A 26,613-nucleotide genomic window follows, 5' to 3' on the forward strand; every position below is an offset into this window, starting at 1 on the left:
CATTGAGGACGATCCAGTCCGGCGAAGAAGTCTTCTCCGGTAAATGCCTGCGCGAGGTGGCGGGCAGGGAGGACAATCTTTTTGCGCGGCCATCGGCCCGATCCCCTGTTGTACTGCGCCTTTCGAGGGGGGATCGCGATGGCCGCGCCGCTATTCGGAAACCAGCCGGAACGACAAACACACCACCGTCGTGTCGTCGTTCACCTCGTAACCCTCGGCGCGCCAATAGCGGCGGTGCGATTCCCGCCAGCCGTCGATCGACGTGTAGCCCTCGCCTTCCGAATCGGCGAATTCCCAGGGGACCTCGGCGAAGGGGACCTGGGTGACGGCGGTGACCTCGACGGTGGCGACCTGGGCGCCGGCGTCGCCGACCAGGGCCAGGCGCTCGCCGACGTGTTCCAGGGGCTCGTTCTCGGCGTGGTAGTCGAGTTCGAGCAGGCCGGCCGTGCCCTGCTTGGCGCCGGACAGGGCAAGGCCGGTCAGCCAGGTGCGCATCTCGCCGGGCGTGCCCAGCTCCAGCACCCGCAGGCCGTTCATACGTCCCCACATGCGCGGCATCGTACGCCACGAGGTCAGAACACCGGGATGATCTCCTCGGGGTCGACGAAGTCGACGGGGACGCCTTCCAGGTCGAGCTCGGGGATGGCGGGGAAGGCGATGCCCCAGCGTTCGACGATGGCGCGGACGCGGGCCATCGCCACGCGCCAGTTCTCCGCCTGCTCGTCGTAGGACAGCAGGCCGAGGCCGGCGTCGCGGGCGTGGTCCATCAGGACGCGGTGGTTGGCCAGGAAGTACGGGGGCAGCTCCCAGAACCCTTCGGGCGGCTCCCAGAGGATCATGGACAGGAAGACGAACCCGGCGCGCAATTGGCGGGTGATGAGGACGCGGGTGTCGTCGGTGAGGCCGGGCCATTCGTTCTCCAGGATCGTCATGCAGATCTGGAGGTGACGGGATTCGTCACGCCCGATGCGCTGGAACATCTCCTCGAACACCGGGTGCCGGGTGCCGGACGCCATTCCGCGGAACAATGTGGAGGCGGCCATCTCCCCCATCATGAAACTGGTGAACAGCACGGGCAGCGAGTATTTGCCGACGGCGCTGTTGTAGCCGTTCCAGTAGCGGCCGCCGTTGTGGTAAAGCCAGCCGATGTTGTTGTGGGCGGCCTTTTCCAGGTCGTCGGACGGGGTCCAGTCGAGGGGGCCGCCGGGCCAGAGCTTGGCGATGGCGCGCTGGCAGCATTCCTCATGGTTCATCTCGTCACGGGTGATCGAGAAGAAGCATTTCCTGACCGGGTCCTCCTCGTGCTTCTCGAACGCCTGGATGGTGGCGCGGGCGAAGACCGCCGGCCCCGAGGCGTCGAAGTTCGCCAGGACCGCGAACCAGTACATGATGCCGAGCCGCTGCTCGCGGGTGAAGTCGGCCGGGTCGAGCTCGTCCCAGGGCAGGTCGGCCGGGTTCCAGAGCATGCGCTTGGACTTCTCGTAGATGGCGGCGAGCTTCTCGGTCTCGACGCGCCATTCCATCGGGTAGATGTTCGGTTGCGGGATTTCCGGCGCGGGCCAGAAGCCGCCTTCGGGGATCGTGAGGTCCGCCATGTGACACCTCCACCCCCATCCTGCGGCCAGGCGTCACGGCTTTCAAGTACGGGCGCGCTGCGTGATGGCGACGCACACGAGCACGGCCAGTGCCGCGGCCACGGTGGCGAGGCCGAACCGCTCCCCCATGAGGAACCACGCCCACACGAGCGTGAGCAGCGGCTGGGTGAGCTGGGTCTGTCCGGCTCTGGCGATGCCGCCCCTGGCGAGGCCCGCGTACCAGGGGAAGAAGCCGAGGAACATCGAGACGAGGCCGACGTAGGCGAGCCCGGCGAGCGAGGCGGGGGTGGGCGTGACGGGGGTGGTGAGGGCCAGCACGGCGGTGACGGGCGCGGTGACGGGGAGGGACAGGACGAGCGCGTACGAGATCACCTGCCAGCCGGGGGTGGTGCGGGAGAGGGTGCCGCCCTCGGTGTAGCCGACGGCGGCGGAGAGGAGCGCGCCCACCAGGAGGAGGTCGGGCCAGGCGGCGCCGGAGCCGCCCTGGGTGAGGGTGAAGACGGTGATGGCGACGGCGCCGGCGGCGCAGGCGGCCCAGAAGAGCGGGCGGGGGCGCTCGCCGGCGCGCAGGACGGCGCAGGCTGCGGTGGCGGCGGGCAGCAGGCCGATCACGACGGCGGCGTGGGCGGTGCCGGCCCCGAGGTCGAGGGCCAGGCCGCTGAGGACGGGGAAGCCGAAGACGACGCCGAGGGAGATGAGCAGGTACGGGCGCGGGTTCGGCGGGATGAGGGGCAGGCGGGCGGCCTTGAGGCAGATGACGGCGACGACGCCGGCGATGAGGGCGCGGCCGATGGCGACGAGCCAGGGGTCGAAGCCTTCCATCGCGTAGACGGTGGCGGGGAAGGAGCCGGAGAAGGCCAGGACGCCGAGGAAGGCCAGTGCGGTGCCCCGGCGGGCGTCGGGGGCGGGGACCGCTACTGCGGTCGTGGCGATAGCGCTATCCTGTTCCTTCATGGACAACGATAGCAGTATCGCCACGATCGCCGCGATCCTGCGGGAGGAGGCGGGGCGGCTGCGGCCCGGCGATCGGCTGACGCCGAGCCGGGAGATCGTGCGACGGCACGGCGTGAGCCCGGTGACGGTGTCGCGGGCGCTGGGGCAGCTCGCGGCCGAGGGCACGGTGGTGACCCGGCCGGGCAGCGGGGCGTTCGTGGCGGCCCGGCGGGAGTGGGCGCCCGACGCGGCCGACTTCTCCTGGCAGACGGTGGCGCTCGGCGACCGGGCGGTGTCCGGGGAGCCGGTGGAGGCGCTGCTGGGGGCCGCGCCGGAGGGGGTGGTGCCGCTGACCGGCGGCTACCTGCATCCGGGCATCCGGCCGGACCGCCAGCTCGCGGCCGCGGCGGCGCGGGCGGTGCGCAGGCCGGACGCGTGGGCGATGCCGCCGCTGAGCGGGCTGGCAGAGCTGCGCGGCTGGTTCGCCAAGCAGGCGGGCGGCGACGTGACGGCCGCCGACGCGCTGATCGTGAGCGGCGGGCAGGCGGCGCTCACCCACGCGCTGCGGGCGCTGGCCGCGCCGGGCACGCAGGTGCTGGTGGAGACGCCCACCTACCCCGGCGCGCTGGCGGCGGCGAAGGCGGCCGGGCTGCGGGCCACCGGCGTGCCGATCGACCGCGACGGGGTCCGGCCCGACCTGCTGGCGGAGGCGTTCGCGGTGTCGGGGGCGCGGGTGTTCCTGTGCCAGCCGACCCTGCACAACCCGACGGGCGCGACGCTGACGGAGGAACGCCGCCGGCAGGTGCTGGAGGTGGCCAGGGCGGCCGGAGCGTTCGTGATCGAGGACGACTACGCCCGCTACCTGACCGCGTCCGCGCCGCCGTCGCTGGTGTCGGCGGACGCGCACGGGACCGTGGTGCACATCCACTCGCTGACCAAGATCCTTTCGCCGAGCATGCGGGTGGCGGCGGTCGTCGCCCGGGGCCCCGCGGCGCACCGGCTGCGGGCCGGGCAGCTCGTGGAGTCGTTCTTCGTGGCGCGGCCGTTGCAGGAGACGGCGCTGGAGTTCGTCGGCTCGCCGGCCTGGCGGCGGCATCTCGGCGCGGTGCACGCCGAGATCGCGGCCCGGCGTGACGCGCTCGCCGCCGCGCTGGCCGCGCGGATGCCGCAGACGCCGCCGTTCCTGGTGCCGGGCGGCGGCATGCACCTGTGGCTGCGGCTGCCGCCGGAGACGGACGAGCACGCCCTGGTGGAGGCCGCCAAGCGCCACGGCGTGCTGGTGAGCCCGGGGCGCATGTACTACCCGGCCGAGCCGCCCGGCCCGCGCGTGCGCGTCACCCACATGGCGCCGGCGAACCTGCCGGAGCTCGCCGAGGGCGTGAGCCGGCTGGCGCGGGCCCTGCGCGCGCTCGGCTGATCACGCGGCGAGTAGAGTGGCCCCATGCTGGTGGCGGCGGAGTTGGTGCGTGACTTCGTGAACACCTATGACGTCGAGTCCGACGCCGACGATCTGGGCACTCCCTCCGAGCTGGGCGTCTGGCTGCGCGAGCGCGCGCTGGCCGGGCCCCGCGACCGCGCCACCGACGACGACCTGGCGACCGCGATCGCGCTGCGCGAAGGGTTGCGCGCGGCGCTGCGGCGGCTGCCCGGCGCCGGCCCGCCCGAGCTGCCGCGCCTGCCGCTCACCGTGGTGATCGGCTCGCGGCCCGGCCTGGCCCCGGTGGCGGGCGGCGTGCCCGGCGCGCTGGCCAGGATCGCCGCCGCGGCGACCGACGCCTCGTGGGACCGGCTCAAGGTGTGCGCGGAGGACACCTGCCAGTGGGCGTTCATCGACGCCTCCAAGAACCGTTCCCGCTCGTGGTGTTCGATGAGGGTCTGCGGTAACCGCACCAAAACGCGCGCATACCGGGCCAGGAAGCAGGGTTCGCGTCGTCTCCAACCTTCAAACACCGATACGGTGTAACTCGTGCCTCGTGGCATGAACAGCAGTCGAAGGAGCGGGCCGAGATGGCAGACGTAGGCGTCCGGGCGGCCCGGCGCGAGGATGTTCTCCAAGTGGCGAATGTTCAGGTCCGCGCCTGGCGCTACGGCTACCGGGACTTCCTGCCCGAGGGTCCCCTCGAGCAGATGACCGGCCCGGCGGCCGAGAAGATGTGGCTGCGCCAGTGGGACGAGGCGATCGTCGCCCCGCCGACCTCACGGCATCGCGTGCTGGTCGCGGTGGAGACCATCCTCGACACCGAGGGCTTCCCCGCGCTGGGCGCCGGCGGCAACGCCGCCCCGGCCACGCCGCGCGGCGGCGAGCGGGTGGTGGGCCTGGCCTCCCACGCGCCGGCCGAGGACCCCGACCTCGACCCGACGGTCGTGGCCGAGATGCTGACGCTGCTGGTCGACCCCGACTTCGTCCGGCGCGGCCACGGCAGCCGCCTGCTCAACGCCACCGTCGACCACCTGCGTGAGGACGGCTACCGCCAGATCGTCACCTGGGTGTTCGCCGACAACTACGCGGTCCTCGGCTTCCTGGAGTCGGCGGGCTGGGGCGAGGACATGGCCGAGCGGGTGCTCGACATGGGCCGCCCGATCCGCATGGTCAGGCTCACGACGGACATCAGCTGATGCCCACCCCCGCACAATGGCTGGCCGGCGCGCGCCCGCGCACGCTGCCGAACGCCGTCGTCCCCGTCATGGCGGGCACCGGCGTGGCGATCGGCGAGGGCGGCTTCGTCTGGTGGCGCGCGATCCTGGCGCTGCTCGTCGCGCTGCTCCTGCAGATCGGCGTCAACTACGCCAACGACTACAGCGACGGCATCCGCGGCACCGACGACCAGCGGGTCGGGCCGATGCGCCTGGTGGGCTCGCGGGTGGCCACGCCGCCGCAGGTGCTCGCCGCCGCGCTCGGCAGCTTCGCCGCCGCGGCGGTGTTCGGGCTGGTGCTGGTGCTGGTCACGCAGGCGTGGTGGGTGCTCCTGGTGGGCGCCGCGGCCATCGCCGCGGGCTGGTTCTACACCGGGGGCAAGAGGCCGTACGGCTACCGCGCGCTGGGCGAGGTGTCGGTGTTCGTGTTCTTCGGGGTGGTGCCGGTGGTCGGCACCGCGTTCGTGCAGACCGAGCAGCTCACCTGGGCGGCGCTGGTGGCGTCGGTGCCGGTCGGGCTGCTGTCGTGCTCGATGCTCGTGGTCAACAACCTGCGTGACGTGGGCACCGACGCGGAGTCCGGCAAGCGGACGCTCGCGGTCGTGCTCGGCGCGCCGCGCACCCGTCACCTGTACGCGGCCTGCCTCGTCCTGCCGTTCGCGGTGGCGCTGGCGATGACGCCGGTCGCGCCGGCCGCCGCGCTCGCGGTGCTGGCCGCCCCGCTGGCGATCGCGCCCGTGCGCGCGGTGCTCGGCGGCGCCGCCGGCCCGGCGCTGATCACGGTGCTGCAGCAGACCGGCAAGCTCCAGCTCGCCTACGGGCTGCTCCTCGCGATCGGCCTGGCCCTGACGCTGTAGCCGTCCGGCATGATGGAGTCAGTATCCAGGGAGGGGAGCCACGTGCGTCACGACAAGACCCCCGATCTGGGCGTGACCGCGGGGCCCGGCGCCGGGGTGCGGGGCGCGATCGCGGGCAACCTGCGCCGCACCCGGCTGGCGCGCGGCCACAGCGTGCGGGAGCTGGCCGACCTGACCGGGGTGAGCAAGGCGCTCATCTCGCAGATCGAGCGCGGGGTGGCCAATCCGACGATCGAGGTGCTGACCCGGCTGGCGGCGGCGCTGCGGCTGACGTTCGCCGAGCTGACCCGTACGCATCCGGCGGGGCCCGAGGTGATCCGGCGCGGTGAGGGCGAGGCGGTGATGACCGGCGACACGGCGGTGCGCAGCCTGTTCGACGCGCCGGACCGGCGGCGGTTCGAGCTGGCGGAGGGGCTGCTGCCGCCGGCGACGCGCAGCGCCAAGAGCGCTCACGGGCGCGGCTCGATGGAGCACGCGTACGTGGTGTCGGGCGAGGTGACGGTGGCGACCGACGCGTGGTCGGTGACGCTCGGCGAGGGTGACGCGCTGCGCTTCGCCGCCGAGTACGACCACGTCTACTCCACCGGCGAGCTGGCCTGCCGGGTGCTCACGCTGATCTCCTTCTCCGACGACTGACGACTGACGACGGCTGATGGCTGACGACTGAGCACCGGGATCAGCCGGGCCAGCGGCTGGTCCCGTCGGGCACGCTGGCCAGCAGGTCGCGCGTGTAGGGGTGGGCGGGCTCGTCCAGCACCCGGTCGACAGGGCCGCTCTCGACGCACTCCCCCGCCTTCAGCACGTACAGCCGGTCGGCGAGCTGGCGGACCACGGCGAGGTCGTGGGTGATGAACAGCATGCCGGTCGACAGCCGCTCGCGCAGGCCGGCGAGCAGGCCGAGGACCTGCGCCTGGACGGAGACGTCGAGGGCGGAGACGGGCTCGTCGCAGACGAGCAGCGCGGGCTCGCCGGCCACGGCGCGGGCGATCGCGACGCGCTGGCGCTCGCCGCCGGACAGGTTGGCGGGGCGCAGGGCGGCCAGGGCGGGGTCGAGGCCGACGAGCTCCATGAGCGCGGCCACGTCGGCGGGGCGGCCGTCGGCGACGAGCGCCTCCTTGAGCGTGGCGCCGACCGTGCGGGCGGGGTTGAGGGTCGAGTACGGGTCCTGGAAGATCATTTGTGCGGTGCGGCGGGCCTGGCGGACGGCCTCGCGCGACATGCGGGCGTAGTCGGAGCAGTCGCGTCCGCCCAGCAGGATCGTCCCGGCGTCGGGGTGTTCGAGGCCGGTCACGCAGCGGGCCAGCGTGGTCTTGCCGGAGCCCGACTCGCCGACGACGGCGACGATCTCGCCCGGGGCGACGGTCAGGCTCACCCCGGCCAGCGCGGGCCTGGCCGAGCCGGGGAAGGTCTTGCGCAGATCGCGCAGGTCGAGCACCGGCTCTGCGGCGGCCCGTACGGGCGCGGCCACGCCGAGCGGGGGCGCGGGGGCGGCGGGCAGGTCCCCGGCCCGCACGCAGGCCGACAGGCGGCCGGCGTCCCCTGCCGGGCGGAGCGGCGGGACGCCCGTGCGGCACTCGGCCAGGGCGAGAGAGCAGCGGTCGGTGAAGGCGCACTGCCCGGCGACCGCGTCGTGGGCGGGGACCGAGCCGGGGACGGCCGGGATGGCGGCCAGGCGGCGGTCGGCGGGCGGCTCGGCGGCCAGCAGCGCCCGCGTGTAGGGGTGGCGCTGCTCGCGCCGCAGGTCGGCGGCCCGGCCCACCTCCATGACGCGCCCGGCGTACATGACCACGACGCGGTCGCACATGCTGAACGCCAGCCGCAGGTCGTGCGTGATGAGCAGGAAAGTCATGTCCCGCTCCCGCTGCACGCGCCGGATGAGGGCCAGCACCTCCCGCTGCGTGGTGGCGTCCAGAGCGGTGGTCGGCTCGTCGGCGAGCAGCACGCGGGGCGCGGCGGCGAGCGCGGCCGCCAGGCCGACGCGCTGGCGCATGCCGCCGGAGAGCTGGAACGGGTAGCGCCCGGCCACGTCGGCGGGCAGCCCCACCTCGGCCAGCAGCCGGGGCACCTCGGTCTTCGGGTCGGCGCCGCGCGGCAGCCCGTCGGCGATCTGCTTGCCGGCCTTGCGCAGCGGGTTGAGCAGCGTGAACGGGTCCTGCATGAGCAGGGAGACGGTGGAGCCGCGCTGCCGCCGCTGGGCGCGCGGGTCGTCGTCGACGCGCCGCCCGCCGACCTCCACCAGCCCGGACGCCGCCAGCCCGGCGGGCAGCAGGCCGAGCACGGCCCGCGCGGTGAGCGACTTGCCCGATCCGGACTCGCCCACGATCGCCACCGACTCTCCCGGCGCGACGTCGAAGGTCACCTCGGAGAGCAGGGTCCGGCCGGTGGCGGGCTGGCGTACCGACAATCCCTCGACGCGCAGCATGTCAGCGTGCCCTTCCGCGCCGGTCGACGCGCTCGTGCAGCCAGTCGCCCACGATGTTGAGCGCGGCGGCGGTGGCGATGACGGCCAGGCCGGGGGCGATGACGGCCCACGGGTTGGCCAGGAGCTGGGTGCGGTTGTCGGCCAGCGTGCGCCCCCAGTCGGGCGACCCGGCGGCCACGCCGAGGCCGAGGAAGGACAGCGACGACAGCGACACCAGGGCGTAGGCGAAGTTGAGGAAGGCGTTGGCCAGGGCGACGGAGGCGATGTTGGGCCAGATGTGGCGGGTCATGATGCGCCAGGCGGACAGGTTCTTGAGCACGGCGGCCTCGATGTAGGGCCGGTGGCGCTGTTCCAGCACGGCGCCGCGCACCACCCGGGTGTCGGTGGGCGCGAACAGGACGACGAGCACCGCGATGGCCAGGCCGTAGCCGCCGCCGAGCACTCCGGCGACGACGATGGCGACGAGCAGCGCGGGCAGCGAGAACATCAGGTCGGCCCAGCGCATGGCCAGGGTGTCGGCCCAGCCGCCGAAGTAGCCGGCGGCCAGCCCGATCAGGTTGCCGATGAGCATCGACCCGGCGGCGACGGCGAACGCGCCGGGCACGGCCGTGCGCGCCCCGGCGATGAGCAGGTCGAGCACGTCGCGGCCGAGGTCGTCGGTGCCGAGCGGGTGGCCGGGGCCGGGGCCGGTGATGCCGGTCATCAAATCCTGGTCGGTGGCGCCGGGCACGAGCCAGGGCGCGAACGCGGCGGCGGCGGTGACGGCGGCGAGCACGGCCAGGGCGGCCCACACGCTGACCGGGGTCCGCTTCACGACGCGCCTCCGCCGAGCCGTACGCGGGGGTCGGCGAGCGCGTACCCGATGTCGACGAGCAGGTTGACGGCGGCGATCAGCAGGGTGAGCAGGAGCGCGAGCGCCTGCACGACGGGCACGTCCTTGAACGTGACCGAGTCGACGAGCAGCGATCCGAGGCCGGGCAGCGCGAAGACGACCTCCACGAGCACGGTGCCGGCCAGCATGCCGGTGACGACGAGCCCGGCGGCGGTGAGCATCGGCACGAGCGAGTTGCGCAGCGCGTAGCCGAGCACGACGGGCGCGGCCAGCCCGCGGGCGCGGGCGAAGACGACGTAGTCCTGGTCGAGCTCGCGGACGAGCGCGGCGCGGCTGAAGCGCACCAGCATGCCGACGGCCCCGACGGCCAGCGCGGCGGCCGGCAGCGTGAGGTGCCAGAGCTGGTCGGCGAGCCCTTCGCCGGTGCCGTAGCCGGGGAACCAGCCCAGCCACCCGGCGAACACGACGAGCAGCAGCAGCCCGACGGCGAACGGCGGCGCGCTCAGCCCGGCGACGCCGGCCGTCACCACGAGCCGGTCGGCGGCCCGGCCGCGCCGCAGCGCGCCGAGCACGCCGAGCGGGATGCCGGCGAGCGCGGCCAGCAGCGTGCCGTAGGCGGTGAGGGCGAGCGTGAGCGGCACCCGGTCGGCGAGCATGCCGGAGACGGGGGCGCCGGTCCTGATGGAGGTGCCGAGGTCGCCGCGCAGCACGTCGCCGAACCAGCGCAGGTACTGCACGGTGACGGGGTCGCCGAGGTGGTAGCGGGCCTGGATCGCGGCGATGGTCTCGGCGGTGGCGGGCCGGGTGCCGAGCAGCGTCTGCTGGACGGAGCCCGGCGCGAGGTAGAGCAGCCCGAACACCCCCGCCGACAGGAGCAGCACCACGACGGCGGTGCCCGCGAGCCTGCGCAGGGCGAAGCGGCCCCACCCCATCACAACACCCCGCCCCCGGTCAGCCAGCCGATCACGCGCTCGGCCGCGTCCGCGCGGTGCGCGTCTTCCACCAGCTCGTGACCCTCCCGAGGGTAGACGACGAGCTGGGTGCTCACTCCGGCCACCGACCAGGCGCGATAGAGCTGTTCGGCCTGGCCGACGGGGGTGGTCCGGTCCTGATCGCCGTGCAGGACGAGCGTCGGGGTGGTGACGTTCGCGGCGTGATGGACGGGCGAGCGGGCGGCCAGGAACTCGCGGCCCTCGGGTGTGGCCGGGTCGGCGCCCGCGTGGTAGAGCGGGTCGAAGCCGCCGCCCAGGTTGCTGCCGGTGGAGAAGCTCAGCCAGTCGCTCACGCCCGACAGCACGACCGCCGCGCGGAAGCGCCGGGTCCGGGTGACCGCCCAGGCGGTGAGGTAGCCGCCGTAGCTCAGGCCCATGATCGCCATCCGGTCGGGGTCGGCGACGCCGGTCGAGGTCAGGTGGTCGACCCCGGCGAGCACGTCGGCCAGGTCCGCCTCGCCGAACCGGCCGATGACGGCGCGGGCGTAGTCCTGGCCGCGCCCGCTGCTGCCGCGCGGGTTGGGCAGCAGCACGGCCGCTCCGGCGTGCGCGAGCGGCACGGCGAGCTGGTTGGACTCGGCCGGCGCGAACGAGCTGGACCACAGCCAGGTGGGCCCGCCGTGCGCGATGACGACCAGCGGCCGGGGCCCGCCGCCCGGCGTGGTGAGCAGCAGGCCGGAGACGGGCAGGCCGTCGTGGCCGGGCCAGGTGATCTCCTCCTGGCTCACCGCGAGCCGGGCCAGCTCGACGTTGAGCGCGGTGACCGGCTTCCAGTCGCCGTCGGCCAGCGCGGCGACGGCGACCTCGGGCGGCTGCCCGGGGCTCTCCCAGCAGGCCGCCACCAGCGTGCCGGACCGGTCGGGCGACAGGGACGGCTGGCCGTCGCGCCCGCCGATCGTGCCCCGGACGGTCCAGCGGTGGATCACCCGGCCGCCGGTGTCGAGCACGCCGCCGTGCACGCCGGTGCCGTCCCAGCCGGTGAACCAGAGCGTCCGCTCGTCCAGCCAGCCGAGGTCGGTCACGTCGTCGATCTCGCCCAGACGACTCACGCCGCCGCCGTCCAGGTCCACGTACAGGACGCGCCCCGAGACGATCGACAGGCCCTCGACCACGACGGCGGCGCGCCCGCCCGGGGCCAGCCTGGGCCTGCTGAGCTGCCACGCGGTGCGGTGCAGGGTGCGAAGGCCGGTGTCGTCGATCAGGTCGAGGCGGGGGCGGTAGTAGCCCGCCGGGGTCTCGTCGGCGGAGGTGACCGCGAGCGCGCGGCCGTCGCGCCAGTCGGCGTCCCACACCGTGGGCGCCGGCAGCGGCCGGGGCGTGGCGTCGCCGACACGGAACCGGACCAGCCGCCGCAGCCGCCCGCCCGGCACCCGCACGAACGGGTCGCCCGGGTCGGGCACGCGCAGGCCGAGGTGGCTGCCGTCGCGCTCGCTGCCGGGATCGGCCAGGCGGACGAGCACGGTGCCGTCGCCGCCGGGGATCAGGTCCTCGATCTCGCCGGTGACGCGGGCCTGCCAGAGCGGCTCCAGCGTGGTGCCGTGCCTGACCTCGATCCGGTCGCCGCCGGCCGCGAGCAGCAGCCGTCCGTCGGGCAGCCAGCGGGTCAGCGCCTGCGGCTCGCCGCCGGGCACCGGCCGCCGCTCGCCGTCGAGGGCCAGCACGTACGCGCGCGTCCCCAGCACGCAGGCCACGCGGTCGCCGTCCGGGTGCAGCGCCACCGACTCCGGGTAGCGCAGCCCGGCCAGCTCCCGGTGGACGTCGAGCGGCCCCATCAGCGGGCGGTCACGTTGGCGGCCCACGGGCCGACGAAGAAGTACGGGCCGAACTCCCCGGTGGTGACGGCCGGGCCGAACGCGGTCGCGGCCTCGCCCCACCACAGCGGCTGGTACGGGACGTCGGCGGCGGCCTTGACCAGGGCCTGGCCGAGCAGCTTGCCCCGGGCGGCGTCGTCGGTGCTCGCCTTGGCCTCGTCCAGGAGCCTGCTCACCTCGGCGTCGTCGTACTCGGCGATGTTGGTGCCGTTCTCGCCTCGGGCCGAGCGGTGCAGGAGCTGCTGGGCGTACTCGGCGGGGTCGCCGGTGGTGGCGAAGTACCAGCCGAGGTAGATGCCGGAGGCGTGCTTGCCGAGGTCGGCGATCCACTGCTCCAGCGGCACCTCCTTGACCTCCAGCGTGATGCCGAGGCTCTTGAGGTTCTGCGCCAGGGTGAGGGCGGCGCGGCCGAGCTGGGGGCCGCTGCTGGGGTAGGAGAGCACGTCGGTGAAGCCCTGCGGGGTGGCCGACCGCGCCAGCTCGGCCTTGGCCGCAGCCAGGTCGAACCCGTACTGGGGGATGCTCGCGTACAGGGCGGTCACCTCGTCGGGCGGCAGCACGCCGCCCCACTGGGCCGGGTCGGGGATGGTGGCGGCGACCTGGGCGTGGCCGCGCAGCACGCTCCTGACGACGCCCTCGCGGTCGATGGCGTGGGCGACGGCCTTGCGGACGTGGATGTCGTCCCACGGCGCCTTGGCGGTGTTGAAGGCGAGCGTGACGAGGGAGCGGTCGGCGGCCGTCCTGAGCTCGACGCCGGAGATCGTCTTCCACTGGTCGATCTGCTCGGCGGGCACGTTGAGCGCGACGTCGAGCTCGGCGCCGCGCATGGCGAGCAGCCGGGTCGACTCCTCGGGGATGAAGTCGATCCTGATCTGCCGGAACGGCGCCTTGCCGCCCCACCAGCCGTCGTTGCGCTCCAGCGTCACGTGGGAGTCGGGGGCGAACTCGGCCACCTTGTACGGGCCGGTGCCGAGCAGTTTGCCCTCGGGGGTGCCGATGCGCTCGCCGGTGGCCTGGATGAACTTCTCGCTCGTCACCAGGAGCGTGCCGGGCGAGGGCGTCCAGGCGAACGACGCGTCGGGGTTCTTGAGCCTGATGGTGATCTCGGCGTCGCCGGTGGCCTCGATCGTCTCGACGCCCGCGTAGGCGTAGGCGAAGCCGCTGGTGGAGCCCTTCTTGGCGTGCAGGTCGAGGCTGGCCAGGACGTCGGCGGCGGTCATCGGGCTGCCGTCGGAGAACGTCACGCCCTTGCGCAGTGTGTAGACGTAGGTGGTGGCGTCCTTCCTGGTCCAGGATTCGGCCAGGGAGGGCTGGAGGCTGCCGTCGCGGCCGACGCCGACCAGGGCCTCCTGGACGAGCAGGGCGACGACGTAGTTCATGATGCCCGACTCCTTGGCGGCGTCGAGCGAGCCGATGGACGACGGCAGCGCGACGCGCAGCACGTCCTGACTCTGCCGCTGCGGCTCGGCGCCGCCGGGGGCGTCGTCGCTGCCGCAGGCGGCCAGGGCCGCGAGACCGCCCACGAGGGCGGCCGCCCGCAACAGAGAGCGCCGGGAGAGGGGGAGTTCGGTCACCGGTGGACCCTACTTTCACGTGTCCGGTCAACCCGCCTAGCTGCAGTGTCTACCGGTAACATCCAATTGGCACATGAGAGTATTCGCTGCCTCGCCCGCGGGTCAAACCCACCGTTCGAATGGGGAATACATGATCACCGTCTACAGCGCCCCCTGGTGCGGCCACTGCCAGCGCCTCAAGGGACAGCTCGGCCGGGCCGGCATCCCCTACGCCGAGGTCGACGTGGACGCGACGCCCGGCGCCATCGAGCTGATCACCGAGCTGGGCGGCGGCTCCTGGCTCATCCCCACCGTCGTGCTCCCGGACGGCTCCGCCCTCGTGAACCCCTCGATCCAGGAGATCCAGGAAGCGATCACAGTTCGATAACACGCGGTATTGGGCCTCCGGAACGATGCATCCTCGTTTCTGGAGGGACAATGCCCGATATCGCAATGCTCTCGGACGCTCCCGCCAATTGGCGCGGCGACCTTCTCCAGTTTCGGCGTTACGTCGACCCGCTCGTTTCGGTCATCACCAATCCCCAGACGGAAACACCCTTTACGATCGGTGTTTACGGCGCGTGGGGCAGCGGGAAATCCACCCTGCTCGACATGGTGAACGAACGGCTGCTCGACCGGCACGGCGACGCCTTCGTCCGGGTGCACTTCAACCCCTGGGTCCACCGGCGCGAGCCCGAGATGCTGCTCCCCCTCCTCAACGCGCTGCACGACGAACTCGACAAGGACCCCGCCCGCCGCTTCGCCGGCACCGTCAAACGCCTCGGCCTCATCATGCTCAACCTCGCCGCCGACGAGATGCTGAAGAAACTCAGCCTGACCTCGGTCAGCGTCGAGAAGATCGGCAACCTGGCCCGGCAGTACGCCGAGATGCGCGGCCGCGTCGACAGCCAGACCGGCCGCCTGCGCGGACTGCTCCAGGAGGAGGCCGACCGCCTCGCCGCCCAGGGCAAGAAGATCGTGTTCTTCGTCGACGACCTCGACCGCTGCGAACCCGACCAGATCATCGACGTGCTGGAGTCCATCAAGCTCTTCCTCGACCTCAAACACGTCTTCGTCCTGATCGCCCTGGCCAAGGACGTCGTCAACCGCGGCATCTCGGTCAAGTATCAACCGTTCGGCTTCCCCGAGGCCGACCACGCCGCCATCGGCGACGACTACCTCGACAAGATGATCCAGCTCCCGCTGCACCTCTACCCGCTCGGCCCCGCCGAGGTCGGCCGCTTCATCCACGCCTCAGGCCCCGGCGCCCTCGCCGCCAGGCACGCCGCCACCCTGGAGAAGATCGTCACCCCGAACCCCCGCAAGATCAAACGGGTGCTCAACCTCCTGCGCGTGACCGAGGCGGTCATCGAGGCCACCCCCGGCCTCGCCGCCCTCCACACCGACCTCATCGTCCGCCTCGTCGTGCTCCGCGTGCAGAGCCCCGACCTGTTCGCCGACGTCGTCCGCCACCCCGACCTCCTCGTCGCGCTCGAACTCGTCCACCAGGACCGGCTCGTCCTCGACGTCGCCCAGGGCTTCCAGACCCGCTTCCGCGGCCGGGCCGACCAGATCCAGCACCTGGCCAGGGCCTACCACGGCAAGCACGACTTCTACCCGCACCTGTTCACCGGCTCCGCCTTCGAGGCGTCGGCCGCCGACCTGCCGGCCTACCTCACGATGATCGGCGGCTGAGGCATGGACATCGGCGAGGTCCGCTATGAGCTGTACGGCCTCCGGTCCGGCAACCCGTACGTCTGCCGCCCGCTGGACGCCGTCAGTCTGGACGCCGACCACGAGCTGTTGCTGCCGCTGGCCGGGTTCATCCAGCTGCCCGCGATCGAGACGGCCGTGCGGGAGGCCGCCGACGCCGGGCGCCCGGCCTTCTTCCTCATCACCGGGGTCGGCAAGAGCGGGCGGACCTCGCTGGCCAACCACATCATGCACCTGTATCGGAAGGCCACCTCGACGGGCCCCGGTCACACGTTCGTCACCCACCGCGCCGGGCGCACCGACATGACGCACGACGCCTACGCCATGATGTGCTCCACCCTGCTCTCGCTGCGCAATAGGATGAACGCCGCAGCCATCAGCGTCCCGCCCGACCTGCGCGCCCGCTTCACCGAGCTGAGCCGGCGCACCACCGCCGACCGGATGGACGACTACGACCTCCAGGACATCGCCGGTTCGATCGGCGCCACGTTCGCGGGCCGCGAGGCGGGCTTCGGGGTCTGCTACGAGGACGTGTCCACCAAGAAGCTGATCACCCTGGCGACCCGGGTCTTCGAGGACACGGCCTGCGTCGTCGTGTTCACTGTCGAGACGTACGACCACGCCAACACCGTCCAGCTCACCAAGGCGGACCGGGAGCAGTTCGCCGGCCATGTCGTCGACCTCGGCACGCTGACCCCGGAGCAGATCTGCGAGCTGGCCACGGGCCGCTGGAACGGCCGGCCGCCCTCTCCCTTCCAGCCGGAGGGCGTCAAGAGCGCCTTCAGCGGACGCCCGTACACGATCGGCCAGGCCATGCGGCACCTGCAGCTGCTGCTCGACTTCCGGCTCAGCGAGTACGACAAGGACGATCCCTGGCCCACCGAGGGGCTGCACATGAGCGAGAGCTGGTTGCGGCTCAGGATGTGGCAGGGCGAGAAATGGAACGCGGGCTAGGAGGCTCCCATGGCCGGTCACCCCACGAGGAACCCGTTCCCCGCGCGCGGCACCTCCAGCGCGGAGGAGACCTCACGACGCGACTTCCGTGACGACTGGGCGCGGCACACCCCGACCGCGCTGCTGCCCGGCGTGCGCGGCGCGGTCCGTCTGTCCGGCGAGTACCTGCGCGCCTTCCGCGGCGGGGCCGCCGGCGAGGGCGGCCTCGGCTGCCTGTACGGGGCGCACGGGGTGGGCAAGACGCACGCCGCCCGGCACATGATGGCGCAGGCCGGACGGGAGGCTCCCGAGGCGGTCCAGCTCTACCTGCGGTTCCAGGAGGACGACTTCGTCGCCGCCTACCGCCGGCTGGTGTCGCAGCTTCCGCAGACGCTGCTGACGGATCTGAACGAGCGCTACCTTGACCGGGTGTGGGAGGACCTGGTGGCCCGGGCCGGCGACCCGGATCTGGTCCCGTCCGGGCAGGTGCTGGAGGAGCAGGCCAAGGAGATCTCCGCGGTCGCGGGCAACGGGGCCGAGTTCCAGCGGGCGCTGTCGTTCCTGGCCAATCCCGGCTTCTCCGAGGCCGCCTACGACTGGCTGTGCGGCAGGCCGATCAGCACGGAGGCGGCCCTGGCCATCGGGGTGCGCGGGCAGCTCGACGACCCGGTGATGTGCCGCTACGGCGTGCAGTTGCTGACGGCGCTGATGACCGGGAGCGGCCGCCCGTTCATGGTGGTCCTGGACCAGTGCGAGAAGTTCCTCCTGGAGGAAGGCGACCCGATCCCGGCAAACGTGGGCCTCCTGCAGAGCCTGGTCGAGGCGATCCCCCGGGCCGGCGGGATGCTGCTCCTGGTGACCAGCGAGGCGGGCTGGGACTGCGTGCCGCCCGACTTCCGCCAGCGGATCGGCGCCGGCGCCGTGCGGCTGCTGCCGCTCACCCCGGACGAGGCCAGGCTGGTGCTGTCGGCGTATCTCGCGACCCCGGCGCCGGACATCCGGCCGTTCACCGACTCCGGCCTGCTGGCGCTGCTGCGCCACAGCGGCGGCAACGTCCGCCTATTGCTGCAGCTGAGCTGGGCGAGCTTCGAGGACGCCGAGCCCGGCGCGGCCGTCGGCGCCACGGCGGTCGACGCCGCGGCGGCCCGGCACGGCCGCTCACCCGACCTCCCGGGGCTGGAGATGCTCGTGGAGGCGAAGCTGCTGGCCGTCGGGCTGACGGCGGAACGCGGCAGGACCGACGGCGGGACGACCGAGTTCTGCTTCCCCGGTGGGCGTGCTCCCCGCGCCGTGATCAGGCTGAGCGAGGCCATCTTCTTCGACGACGAGGCGGCGCGCGCGACCGAGCTGGTCCGCCTGAGCAGGAAGGCCAGGTCGGGCGGCAACCCCGTCTTCACCGCGCTCGTCGTCACCGGCTACGTCAGCCCCGCCGTGCTGGACCACCTGCGCAAGGCCGTGCACCGGGTGCTGGTGGCCGACGGCTCGGCCGTGTTCTCGCGCGGGCTGGACGCGGTCCTGGCGGAGATCGGCCACGTGCTCGCCGGCGACGAGCAGCCCGTACGGGATCCCGGTGAGCTCGACGAGACCCTGCGAGCGCTGACGGCCTCGCTGGAGCAGCTGAACTCCGTACGCCGCGAGGAGGCCGTCACTCTGCAGCGGAGCCTGGCCGAGGTGGCCGATCGGCTCGAACGCGGCGAGGAGAAGCCGGCGTCCGGCTGGCCGGCCAGGCGGGCGGAGCTGGCGGCGGCGATCGCCGAGGCCAGACGGAGGCGCGCGACGTCCGACTGGGAGGAGTTCCGCAAGATCCGCGACGCGGTCGTGCTGGTGCGGCTGAACCGGATCAGATGGCTGGCCGTGGCCTTGACGGCGGCCGTGGCGCTGGTTTTCGTGACGCTCGCAACCGCGTCGCAACACCCCGGCCTGCTCGGGGCCGGTCTGGGGGCGGCGCTCGTCGCGGCGGCCGTGGCCGCCTACCACGGGAGCCGGTTGATCACCTCGCGCATCCGTCTCGCCGCCGTGCCGCTGGAGTCCAGGCGCGAGCTCGACCTGGTCGCCCGGGAGCTGCGGCGGTACGCGGACCCGCGCTCCGCCGATCCCGTCTGCCGCTACGCCTACGCGCTCACCGAGGACCCGGACGACAACTACCGGCGGCTGGCGGCGGCCATGCTGGGCGAACCGCTCGCCCTCGTCCGGCAGGCCATCGGCCACCGGATGGCGGTGACCGAACGCTCCCCCGCGGACTGCGTGCCGGAGGTGCAGCGCGGGCTGCGCGAGCAGACCCCCGAGGTGCTGCTGCTCCTGGCGCGTGCCCAGCGGCACAGCGAGGTGGACCGGCCGCCGCGGGTGCTGCGCGACCTGCCTCCCGAGCTGCGCGTGCTGGTGGCGCTGGCCAACCCGGGCGCGCCCGACCTGGCCGACGGCGCGATCTCCCGGCATCCGGCGGAGCTGGTGCTGGCCGCGCTGGGCGTACGCGGCCCCGGGCACCCGCTGGCCAGGGCGCGCGGCGGGCCGCCCGGCAGCGTGCCGATCGAGATCCCGCGCAACGAGCTGAGAGCGGCGGCGCATCTTCTGTCGCCCCTGGAGCCCGACGGGCTCGGCACCTACGACTGGCTTCCGCTCGTCGCCGAAATCGACGGCCTGTACCTATTCTTCGAGGAATTGCTCTACCACCAGGAAGAAATGACTTCCAACCGGCCCAAATCTTGACTTGTCTTCCCTGTCGTGAGAGATAGGGAGGGGCGTAGCGCACAATCCGCGAAAGCGGAAGTCCTTGTCAGAAGGGCACAATGGCGTGCACGACGCATAATGAGGTAGCCGTTGCTGGGAAGGCCTGATTCGGAGCCACTGCTCACGCGGAGGTTCCCGGAATTCCTCGACGTTGACGCACTGCTGGCCGGCGGCTGGACCCCGCTGGCCTTTCAGCAGTTCATCCTGAAGATCCACAGCCGCTGCGATCTGGCCTGCCGCCACTGCTACGTGTACGAGATGGCCGACCAGAGCTGGCGCGGCCAGCCCCGGCGCATGTCCGACGCCATCGCCGACCGCGCGATCGAGCGGATCGGCGAGCACACCGCCCGCTACGACCTCCCGGAGATCGACGTCATCCTGCACGGCGGCGAACCCCTGCTGGCAGGCCCCGACCTCATCTCCCGCCTGGTCCTGGGCGTCCGCGGCGCGGTGGGCACCGGCACCCGGGTCAACGTCACCGTCCAGACCAACGGCGTCCGGCTCGGCCCGGCCTTCCTGGAGCTGTTCGACTCGCTGGAGGTGCACGTCGGCGTGAGCCTCGACGGCGACGCCGAGGGGCAGGACCGGCACCGGCGCTTCGCCGACGGGCGCGGCAGTCACGCGCTGGTCAGCGAGTCGCTGCGCAGGCTGACCTCGGGCCCCTACCACCACCTGTTCAACGGCATCCTGTGCACGATCGATGTCCGCAACGACCCGCTGCGCACCTATGAGGCGCTGCTGGAGTTCGACCCGCCGGCGGTCGACTTCCTGCTGCCGCACGGCAACTGGGCCACCCCGCCGCCGTTCCGCATCCCGGGCTCGCCGGCGACACCGTACGCCGACTGGCTGATCCCGATCTTCGACCGCTGGTACGACAGCCCGGTCCTGCAGACGGAGATCCGCCTGTTCCGGGAGATCATGCGGCTGCTGATGGGCGGGGCCTCGCGTGCGGAGGCGGTGGGCCTGTCGCCGGTGCGCATGGTGGTGATCGAGACGAACGGCGGCATCGAACAGTCGGACATCCTGAAGAGCGCCTTCGAGGGCGCCACGGCCACCAGCCTGCACGTGCTCACCGACCCGCTGGACAAGGCGCTCCTGCAGCCGCCGATCGTGGCCCGGCAGATCGGCGAGCTGGCGCTGTCCGGCACCTGCCGCGCCTGCGACCTCGTGAACGTCTGCGGCGGCGGCCAGTACGCGCACCGCTACAGCCCGGCCACCGGGTTCGCCGAGCCTTCCGTCTACTGCCCGGACCTGTACCGGTTGATCAGCCACATCTCGGCCCGGTGCGAGCGGGACATGGCGCGCCTGAGAGGAGCCGGGTGAGCGCGGCAGGCCATCGGATCTCGGCCGCGGCGTTCGCGACGCTCGCCACGGGGACGGGCACGGGCGGAGCGGCGGCGGTCGCGGAGTTGTGCGCCGCCCAGGCGAGCAAGCACCGCCTGCTGGCGCGCTTCCTCGTGGACGAGACCCGCCGGATCGGCCACCGCGACGCGGCACTGGTGTCGGCGGCCTACGAGACGCTGTCGGAGCTGGAGGAGCGCTTCCCCGAGCAGGTCGACCGCTGCCTGCGCTATCCGGTGACCGGCGCGTGGCTGCTGCGCACCTGCCGGGCGCTGCCCGGCGGGTCCCCCGGCGAACTGGCGGCGCTCGCGCTCGCGGCGGCCGTGCGGGCGGGCGCGCCGTGCCGCCTGCGCGTCCCGGCGTCCGACGGCATGCTCATGCTGCCCACGCTGGGCCTGGTGACGCTGCCCGGCGGCCTGCCCGAGGTCACGGAGGTGGCCGTGGAGCCGGCGTCCGGCGGCGCCGAGCTGCGGGCCGGCAGGCACAAGATCGACATCTCGCCGGTACGTGACGGTCCCGGCTGGCAGGTGCTGCACCAGGTGCCGGGGACCCCCGGCCTGTCGCTGACGATCGACGACCTGGACCCGTGCCGCTGGCCGGGCGACGACGTCGACGGGCGGCTGACGGACGAGCGGCGGGAACGGTGGTTCGCCTGCGCGCGCGGCGCCTGGGAGGTGCTCACGGGCCGGCACCCGGCGGTCGCGGCGGAACTCGGAGCCGCCGTCTCGGTCCTCACCCCCGTGCTGGCGGGCGAGCGCGACCAGCACAGCGCCTCCGCGCGCGACGCCTTCGGCGCGATCGCGCTGTCCGACCCGCTCGACGGGATCGGCATGGCCGTCACGCTGGCGCACGAGTTGCAGCACGCCAAGCTGAACGCGCTGAGCGAGGTGGTGGAGCTGGTCCGTCCCGACGACGGCCGCCGCTACTACGCGCCCTGGCGCCCGGATCCGCGTCCGCTGTTCGGCCTGCTGCACGGCGCGTACGCGCACGCCGCCGTAGCCGGGTTCTGGCGGGTGCACGCCGCCGACGCCGGGATCGGCCCGCGGGCCCAGGTGGAGTTCGCCCGCTGGCGTGAGGCCTCCTACCAGGTCTGCGCGACGCTGCTCGGCAGCGGCGGCCTGACCCCGGCCGGGGAGGAGCTCGTCGGCGAGCTGCGCGGCCTGCTCGGCCGCTGGCGGGCCGAGCCGGTCACCCCGGCCGCGGCCGCCCGCGCGGGCCTGCTCTCCGAACGCCACCGCCGGCAGACCCGCCTCCGCTGAGACGCCGGGGTCGGACGGGCGGCGGGTCAGAGGGGCGGCGGGTCGAAGTCCGTGTCGATGCGCAGGCCGGAGGCCGCCGCCAGGCTGTCGGGATGATCCTGCCCCATGTGCAGGGCGAAGCGCTTCATCGTCTCGGCGTGCAGCCGGTCGGCCTCTTCCGCCGCCCCCGTCTCGCGCAGGTCGATGCTCAGGTTGGCGGCGCAGATCATGCTCAGGTAGTGATCCTCGCTGAAGTGTGTCCGGATCGCCCGGTAGTTCTCCTCGCCGAGCTGCCGGGCCCTGTCGTGCTCGCCGAGCGCGGCCAGGTCGTTCTGCAGGTTGACGGCGCAGGAGACGGTGTAGTCGTGCGCGCGGCCGACCCGCTCGGTGAGACCGGCCAGCGCGCGCTGGTTCATCTGCCGCGCCGTGGCCACGTCGCCGCTCAGCCGCAGGAGCAGAGCCTGGTTGATCCGTACGGCGTGGGTGAAGGGATGGTCGTCGCCGAACACCGACGGATAGTAGAGCAGAGCCTCCTCGGCCAGTTGCCCGGCCGCCTCGAGCTCGCCCGCGGCGCGCAACGCGTTGGACAGGCCCAGCGCCGCCGCCATCGTGTCGCCGTGCCGGTCGCCGTACAGCCGCTGCAGGCGCTTGTAGGTGTCACGCATGAGCTCCACGGCCTCGCCCACCTGTCCCGTCCTGCGCAGCGAGATCGCGTAGTCCTTGGCCGCCAGCAGCGTGTTGGGATGGTCCTCGCCGAGGTGGGTGCCGCCGTAGGTGTGCAGGTCCTCGCCCATGTCGGCAGCCGCCTGGAACCGCCCGCTCAACCGCACGGCCCGGTTGAGGTTGCTCCAGATCTGCAGGAAGAACCGGCTGCCCATGTTCTCCTCGACGCTCACCTTCCGGTAGACCTTCTGCAGGATCTCGCGCGCCTGGTCGTAGTCGCTGGTGAGCGCGTAGTCGACGGCCAGGTTGTTGCGGGAGCGCAGCGTCAGGATGTCGTCCTCGCCGTGCAGCCGCTCGTAGGCCTCCACCGCCTCCTGGTCGACCTCCCGCGCCCGGCTGAACTCGCCGCGGCCCCGCAGGGTGGCGGCGTAGCTGCTGGTGGCCCAGATCGTGTCGGCGTGGTCGTGGCGCAGGGACTCCCGCATCAGCTCCCAGGTCACCGAGTCGAGGTCGTAGGCCTTGTCGTAGAGGGCCAGCGCCCGGTAGACGTTGCCGAGGTGGACGCGGGCCGACAGCACGTTGGGATGGCGAGCCCCGCTCTTCTCGGTCCACTTCTCGATGTACTCGTCGAGCAGCGCCTGGGCCTGGGTGTAGCTGCCGCGCACGTACATGTAGCGCACCAGGTCGAGGGCGAACTTGCGCACCCCGGGATCCACGCAGTCGATCAGCCCGGAGGGCCGCAGGTGCGCGGCCAGCTCCTCGAAACTGGCCCACTTGCTCGTGTCGTCCGGGTTGTCCGGCGCGCTGCCGGCCAGGAGCAGGTGCACCTCGTGGCGGAACTCGCCGCGTTCCTTCTCCGGCGTCTCGTCACGCAGCAGCGCCTGGTTCAGCCGGTGGACCTGGAGGGTGCGGGTGTTGGGCTCGGCCTTGACGAGCGCGTAGCGTTCGAGGTTGCTCAGGGCGCTGGCCAGCAGGATCGGGTCCGACAGGATGGGCGCCAGCCGCGGGCCGACCGACCGGTTGCCGCCGCGCCGGAAGACGTCGCGCGGGATGGGCTCAGGGCCGAAGAACGCGCAGCAGCGCAGCACCTCGACCGCCTCGGGCACCCGGTCCTCCAGCTGCGACACCGACAACTGCCAGGCGGCCGTCATCGACTGCGGGTACATCGGCGCCTTCTCCAGGCTGAGCAGCCGGCTGGTCTGCTCGTCCAGCAGCGCCACGTACTCCTCCACCGGCATGAGCGTCCTGGCCAGCAGGGCGCCCGCCTGCTCCAGCGCAAGCGGGAGGTCGCCGAGCTTCTCGGCGATCAGGTCCGCGTCCGCCTCCCCGACCGTGCCCCTGAGACGCTTGCGCAGGAAGTCGACGCTCTCCTGGCGCTCGAAGACGTCCACCTGGATGGTCGGCTCGTGGTCGCTCCAGCGCGAGTTGCGCGAGGTGATGAGGACGTGGCCGGGACCTCGCGGGATGAAGTCCTTGATGTACTCCGGCTCCTCCGCGTTGTCGAAGATCACCAGCCAGCTCCGGTACGGCGTGCCGCTCTCCAGCGTGCGCAGCACCGCCTGGGTCGCCTGCTCCACCCCGGTGGCCGGGGGCAGGCCGAGCGCCGGGCCCATCGCGGCGAGCGCGGACGGCACGAGCACGGGCTGGTCGGCGGAGATCCACCAGACGAACTCGTAGTGGGCGCGGTACTGCCACGCGTACTCGATCGCGAGCTGGGTCTTGCCCACGCCGCCGAGCCCCTGCAGGGCCTGCGGCTGCGCCACGACGGCGGTGACGGTGTTGATGCTCTTGCGAAGAGCGGTCAGAAGATCGTTGCGGCCGGTGAAGTTCGGATTCCGTTTGGGCACCTTTTCCCAGACCTTCGGTCCCTGCGCCATGGAGTACGAATTCTCCGTCACGTCGATCCTCCGCTCCGCACCCGGACGCGCCGGGCAATCATATGGCTCATCCTAGAGCTTGATTACTCGACCCGCTTATCACAGAATCATAATCAGAAGTATCACGCACGCTCATAACTTGCCATCGCGCCAATCGGTATTCGGGCAGGCCGAAACAGAGGAGTGCACATGCGTGACCGGCAGTACGGATCAGGTCAGCTGATCGACGTCACCTCCGTGTCGCTACGCAACCTGGAGGACCTGGAGAGCGCGGCCCTGCGTGCGGCGGTGGCCTCCTGCCTGGGCGACGACAAGGAGCAGGTCGCCGCATTCTCGAATTCGATCTGACACGCCTCCCCGGAGGGGCGGTAAACCGCGTTCCGGAGAACACTTTGTCCCCGCGGGCAGGTGTGCCGGTCCGACCGCACGTGCGAGGATATCGCGCACCATTACACCGGGGACCTGTGCGGTGAAACGCGGCTGCGGATGGGATCGACATGGTGACTTCCGGCATGAGAACGCGGCGGGCGGCGGGACCGTACAAAGGTTTACGCCCCTATCACGCCGAGGATCACCACGCCTTTTTCGGACGCGACGGCGAAGCCCGTGACATCCGCGAGCTCTGGGAGAGCCGGCCGCTGACGGTCCTGTACGGCGCGTCGGGCACGGGCAAGACGTCCCTGCTCCAGGCCGGGGTCATCCCGCTGCTCAGCCCCAACCGGACCGACGTGCTCCCGGTCGGCCGGGTCACGTACGGCTCGGCCTATCCACAGGCCGCGCTGCCCGACCACGATCCGTACGTGCTGGCCCTTCTGCTGTCGTGGTCGCCGATGGCGCCGCCCACGCGGCTGGCCGGTCTGACAATCCGCGCGTTCCTGCGGTCCCGTCCGGTCAAGCGCGACGTCCACGGGGAGCGCACGCTCACCATGGTGAGCATCGACCAGGCCGAGGAGCTGTTCACCGCCGACGGGCGGGACCAGCCCTACCGCGACTGGTTCTTCGGCCAGCTCGCCGAGGCGCTCCAGGCCGATCCGGGCCTGCGCGTCCTGCTCTCCGTCCGCGCCGATCACCTCGCCGACGTCGAACCGTACGAGCGGGCGCTGGCCGGCTCCGCAGCGGCACGCTACGAGCTGGGGCCCCTCGGGCCCGACGCCGCACTGGAAGCGGTCACGCGGCCTATGGCCGGCACCGGCCGCGCCCTGTCCGAGGCCGCCGCCGAGCAACTGGTGAACGACCTGGCCGACATCAGGGCCCGTTCGGACATCGCGCGCCACGGGGAGGGCGTGGAGCCGGTCCAGCTCCAGGTGGTCTGCGAGGCGCTGTGGAAGGCGCTGCCGCCGCACGGCGGGACGATCTCGGTACGCGACGTGCTCCGGCACGGCGACGCGGACTCGGTGCTCGCCCGCCACTACGACCGGCTGATCGCCGACCTGGCCGCCGAGCGGTTCGACGGCGACGAGCACGGGCTGCGCACCTGGCTGCGGCTGACCTTCGGCGCCTCGCCCGCGGGCGGGCGGGCGGTCGGCCAGGGCCTGGCCGGGGTCACCGGGATCGGCGAGCCCGCGTTCGAGCTGCTCGTCAAGCGCCACCTGCTGCGAGCCGGCCGGCACAAGGGCGAGGGCTGGTACGAGCTCGCCTACGACCGGTTGCCACGCCCTCAGGACGTCCAGCCGGTGCACGCCCCTCCCAGGGCGCCGTCACCGCCCGAGGACTGCCTGCGGGCCGCCGAGGGGGCCCTGCGGGAGGGTGACCTGGCCCTCGCCGCCAGACGCGGCGAGGAGGCGCTGGCGCGTTCCCAGGACGACGAGCTGGAGCTGCGCGCCGAGATCGAATCGCTGCTGGGCAACGTCGACCACCGGCGCGGCAACCTGGCCGCCGCCGTCTCCCGCTACAGCAGGGCCGCCAAGGGCTTCGAGAGCGCCGGGGTGGCGACCGCCGTCGGGCCGCTGCTCACGGCCATCGGCCGGCTGCGGCTGGCTCAGGGCTCGCCCGAGGAGGCGGTCCGCGACCTGCGCGCGGCGATGATCCGCCTGCCCGCCGACCTCGCCGTCCAGACCGAGCTGGCCTGGGCACTGTGGCACGGCGGCCATCCCGAGGCGGCCCTCGGGGTGCTCGACGGCGTGCTCGACCGCGAGGGCAACAACCTCGACGCGCTGCTCGGCCGGGGGCAGATCCTGGCCGGGATGGGCCGGGGCCGCGACGCGCTGCGGGACCTGGAGCGGGCCCGGCCGCTCCGCCGGCCGTTCGCCCGGGTGGCGCACGCGCTCGCGCTGGCTCAGGTCGACAGCCTCGCCGAGGCCGAGCGGGAGATGGCCGACGCGCTGGCCGAGGTCGGCGACCACGGCCCGCTGCTGCTCTACGCGGCCAAGGTCAAGGAGCTGGCGGGGCAGGCCACGTCCGCGGCCGACCTGGCGCGGCGGGCCATCTCCGCCTCGGCGCCGCCCCTGCCCGGCCACATGGAGAAGGACGCCAGGCGGCTCGTCAGCGTGTAG

General features: G+C 72.8%; 22 protein-coding genes. 13 read left to right on the top strand and 9 right to left on the bottom strand.

Translation table 11 applies throughout. The annotated features are described in order from the left end of the window. Positions 1-150 precede the first annotated feature (150 nt). Genes AB0G11_RS10950 through AB0G11_RS10960 form a run of 3 tightly spaced genes read right to left on the bottom strand, consistent with a single transcriptional unit; the run spans position 151 to position 2,549 of the window. Positions 151-549 (bottom strand): ASCH domain-containing protein, encoded by a 399-nt coding sequence (locus AB0G11_RS10950; RefSeq protein ID WP_357585309.1) that lies wholly within the window; start codon positions 547-549, stop codon positions 151-153. Positions 550-572: 23 nt separating this feature from the next. After that, the gene (locus AB0G11_RS10955; protein ID WP_219503440.1) at positions 573-1,595 is read right to left on the bottom strand and encodes a hypothetical protein; all 1,023 of its coding nucleotides are present in this window, start codon (positions 1,593-1,595) and stop codon (positions 573-575) included. A 42-nt stretch (positions 1,596-1,637) separates the two neighbouring features. Then, positions 1,638-2,549 carry a DMT family transporter gene (locus AB0G11_RS10960; protein ID WP_219503443.1) on the bottom strand — a complete coding sequence of 304 codons (912 nt, stop codon included), beginning with the start codon at positions 2,547-2,549 and terminating at the stop codon, positions 1,638-1,640. Here AB0G11_RS10960 and AB0G11_RS10965 point away from each other — a divergent pair. The 5 genes from AB0G11_RS10965 to AB0G11_RS10985 are packed head-to-tail and all read left to right on the top strand — an operon-like array spanning position 2,548 to position 6,655. Next, positions 2,548-3,945: a PLP-dependent aminotransferase family protein gene (locus tag AB0G11_RS10965; RefSeq protein ID WP_357585311.1), complete on the top strand. Its 1,398-nt coding sequence runs from the start codon at positions 2,548-2,550 to the stop codon at positions 3,943-3,945. The two genes, AB0G11_RS10960 and AB0G11_RS10965, sit on opposite strands and share 2 nt — an antisense overlap. Before the next feature lie 24 nt (positions 3,946-3,969). After that, complete coding sequence (locus tag AB0G11_RS10970; protein WP_219503450.1) at positions 3,970-4,491, top strand: CGNR zinc finger domain-containing protein; 522 nt, start codon at positions 3,970-3,972, stop codon at positions 4,489-4,491. Between the two features lie 44 nt (positions 4,492-4,535). Next, the gene (locus AB0G11_RS10975) at positions 4,536-5,144 is read left to right on the top strand and encodes a GNAT family N-acetyltransferase (RefSeq protein WP_219503453.1); all 609 of its coding nucleotides are present in this window, start codon (positions 4,536-4,538) and stop codon (positions 5,142-5,144) included. After that, on the top strand, positions 5,144-6,019 hold the full coding sequence (locus AB0G11_RS10980) for a 1,4-dihydroxy-2-naphthoate polyprenyltransferase (RefSeq protein ID WP_219503456.1): 876 nt from the start codon (positions 5,144-5,146) through the stop codon (positions 6,017-6,019). Before AB0G11_RS10975 ends, AB0G11_RS10980 begins: the two co-directional genes overlap by 1 nt. Before the next feature lie 42 nt (positions 6,020-6,061). Further along, positions 6,062-6,655 carry an XRE family transcriptional regulator gene (locus AB0G11_RS10985; RefSeq protein WP_219503459.1) on the top strand — a complete coding sequence of 198 codons (594 nt, stop codon included), beginning with the start codon at positions 6,062-6,064 and terminating at the stop codon, positions 6,653-6,655. Positions 6,656-6,695: 40 nt separating this feature from the next. Here the strand turns inward: AB0G11_RS10985 and AB0G11_RS10990 are convergent, their stop codons facing one another. Genes AB0G11_RS10990 through AB0G11_RS11010 form a run of 5 tightly spaced genes read right to left on the bottom strand, consistent with a single transcriptional unit; the run spans position 6,696 to position 13,650 of the window. Further along, positions 6,696-8,441 carry a dipeptide ABC transporter ATP-binding protein gene (locus tag AB0G11_RS10990; protein WP_357585313.1) on the bottom strand — a complete coding sequence of 582 codons (1,746 nt, stop codon included), beginning with the start codon at positions 8,439-8,441 and terminating at the stop codon, positions 6,696-6,698. A 1-nt stretch (position 8,442) separates the two neighbouring features. Further along, positions 8,443-9,255 (bottom strand): ABC transporter permease, encoded by an 813-nt coding sequence (locus AB0G11_RS10995; RefSeq protein ID WP_357585315.1) that lies wholly within the window; start codon positions 9,253-9,255, stop codon positions 8,443-8,445. Then, the gene (locus AB0G11_RS11000; protein ID WP_357585317.1) at positions 9,252-10,205 is read right to left on the bottom strand and encodes an ABC transporter permease; all 954 of its coding nucleotides are present in this window, start codon (positions 10,203-10,205) and stop codon (positions 9,252-9,254) included. Before AB0G11_RS11000 ends, AB0G11_RS10995 begins: the two co-directional genes overlap by 4 nt. Further along, positions 10,205-12,064: a S9 family peptidase gene (locus AB0G11_RS11005; RefSeq protein WP_357585319.1), complete on the bottom strand. Its 1,860-nt coding sequence runs from the start codon at positions 12,062-12,064 to the stop codon at positions 10,205-10,207. The genes AB0G11_RS11000 and AB0G11_RS11005 overlap by 1 nt, the downstream gene beginning before the upstream one ends. Further along, the gene (locus tag AB0G11_RS11010) at positions 12,037-13,650 is read right to left on the bottom strand and encodes an ABC transporter substrate-binding protein (protein WP_219503475.1); all 1,614 of its coding nucleotides are present in this window, start codon (positions 13,648-13,650) and stop codon (positions 12,037-12,039) included. The genes AB0G11_RS11005 and AB0G11_RS11010 overlap by 28 nt, the downstream gene beginning before the upstream one ends. A 130-nt stretch (positions 13,651-13,780) precedes the next feature. Here AB0G11_RS11010 and AB0G11_RS11015 point away from each other — a divergent pair, with 130 nt between their 5' ends. The 6 genes from AB0G11_RS11015 to AB0G11_RS11040 all read left to right on the top strand — a co-directional run bounded on the left by AB0G11_RS11015 (position 13,781) and on the right by AB0G11_RS11040 (position 21,602). Continuing rightward, positions 13,781-14,017 (top strand): glutaredoxin domain-containing protein, encoded by a 237-nt coding sequence (locus tag AB0G11_RS11015; RefSeq protein WP_219503493.1) that lies wholly within the window; start codon positions 13,781-13,783, stop codon positions 14,015-14,017. Between the two features lie 65 nt (positions 14,018-14,082). Further along, the gene (locus AB0G11_RS11020) at positions 14,083-15,324 is read left to right on the top strand and encodes a P-loop NTPase fold protein (RefSeq protein WP_246644500.1); all 1,242 of its coding nucleotides are present in this window, start codon (positions 14,083-14,085) and stop codon (positions 15,322-15,324) included. Positions 15,325-15,327: 3 nt separating this feature from the next. Next, positions 15,328-16,296: a hypothetical protein gene (locus AB0G11_RS11025; RefSeq protein ID WP_219503499.1), complete on the top strand. Its 969-nt coding sequence runs from the start codon at positions 15,328-15,330 to the stop codon at positions 16,294-16,296. 9 nt (positions 16,297-16,305) lie between these two features. Then, positions 16,306-18,981, top strand: coding sequence for a BREX system ATP-binding domain-containing protein (locus AB0G11_RS11030; protein WP_357585321.1), 2,676 nt, complete (start codon positions 16,306-16,308; stop codon positions 18,979-18,981). A 111-nt stretch (positions 18,982-19,092) separates the two neighbouring features. Further along, complete coding sequence (locus AB0G11_RS11035; protein WP_246644455.1) at positions 19,093-20,325, top strand: FxsB family cyclophane-forming radical SAM/SPASM peptide maturase; 1,233 nt, start codon at positions 19,093-19,095, stop codon at positions 20,323-20,325. After that, positions 20,322-21,602, top strand: a complete 1,281-nt coding sequence (locus AB0G11_RS11040) for an HEXXH motif domain-containing protein (protein ID WP_357585323.1) — start codon at positions 20,322-20,324, stop codon at positions 21,600-21,602. The genes AB0G11_RS11035 and AB0G11_RS11040 overlap by 4 nt, the downstream gene beginning before the upstream one ends. Before the next feature lie 26 nt (positions 21,603-21,628). On the opposite strand, the gene fxsT is transcribed toward AB0G11_RS11040, so the two are convergent. Continuing rightward, complete coding sequence (gene fxsT, locus AB0G11_RS11045; protein WP_357585325.1) at positions 21,629-24,142, bottom strand: FxSxx-COOH system tetratricopeptide repeat protein; 2,514 nt, start codon at positions 24,140-24,142, stop codon at positions 21,629-21,631. A 168-nt stretch (positions 24,143-24,310) separates the two neighbouring features. On the opposite strand from fxsT, the gene fxsA reads away from it, so the two are divergent. Next, positions 24,311-24,469, top strand: a complete 159-nt coding sequence (fxsA, locus tag AB0G11_RS11050) for an FxSxx-COOH cyclophane-containing RiPP peptide (RefSeq protein WP_219503507.1) — start codon at positions 24,311-24,313, stop codon at positions 24,467-24,469. Positions 24,470-24,633: 164 nt separating this feature from the next. Beyond that, on the top strand, positions 24,634-26,613 hold the full coding sequence (locus AB0G11_RS11055) for a hypothetical protein (RefSeq protein WP_357585327.1): 1,980 nt from the start codon (positions 24,634-24,636) through the stop codon (positions 26,611-26,613).

Origin of the sequence: Nonomuraea sp. NPDC023979, assembly GCF_040639085.1 — a bacterium.
Classification (GTDB): Bacteria; Actinomycetota; Actinomycetes; order Streptosporangiales; family Streptosporangiaceae; genus Nonomuraea; species Nonomuraea ceibae.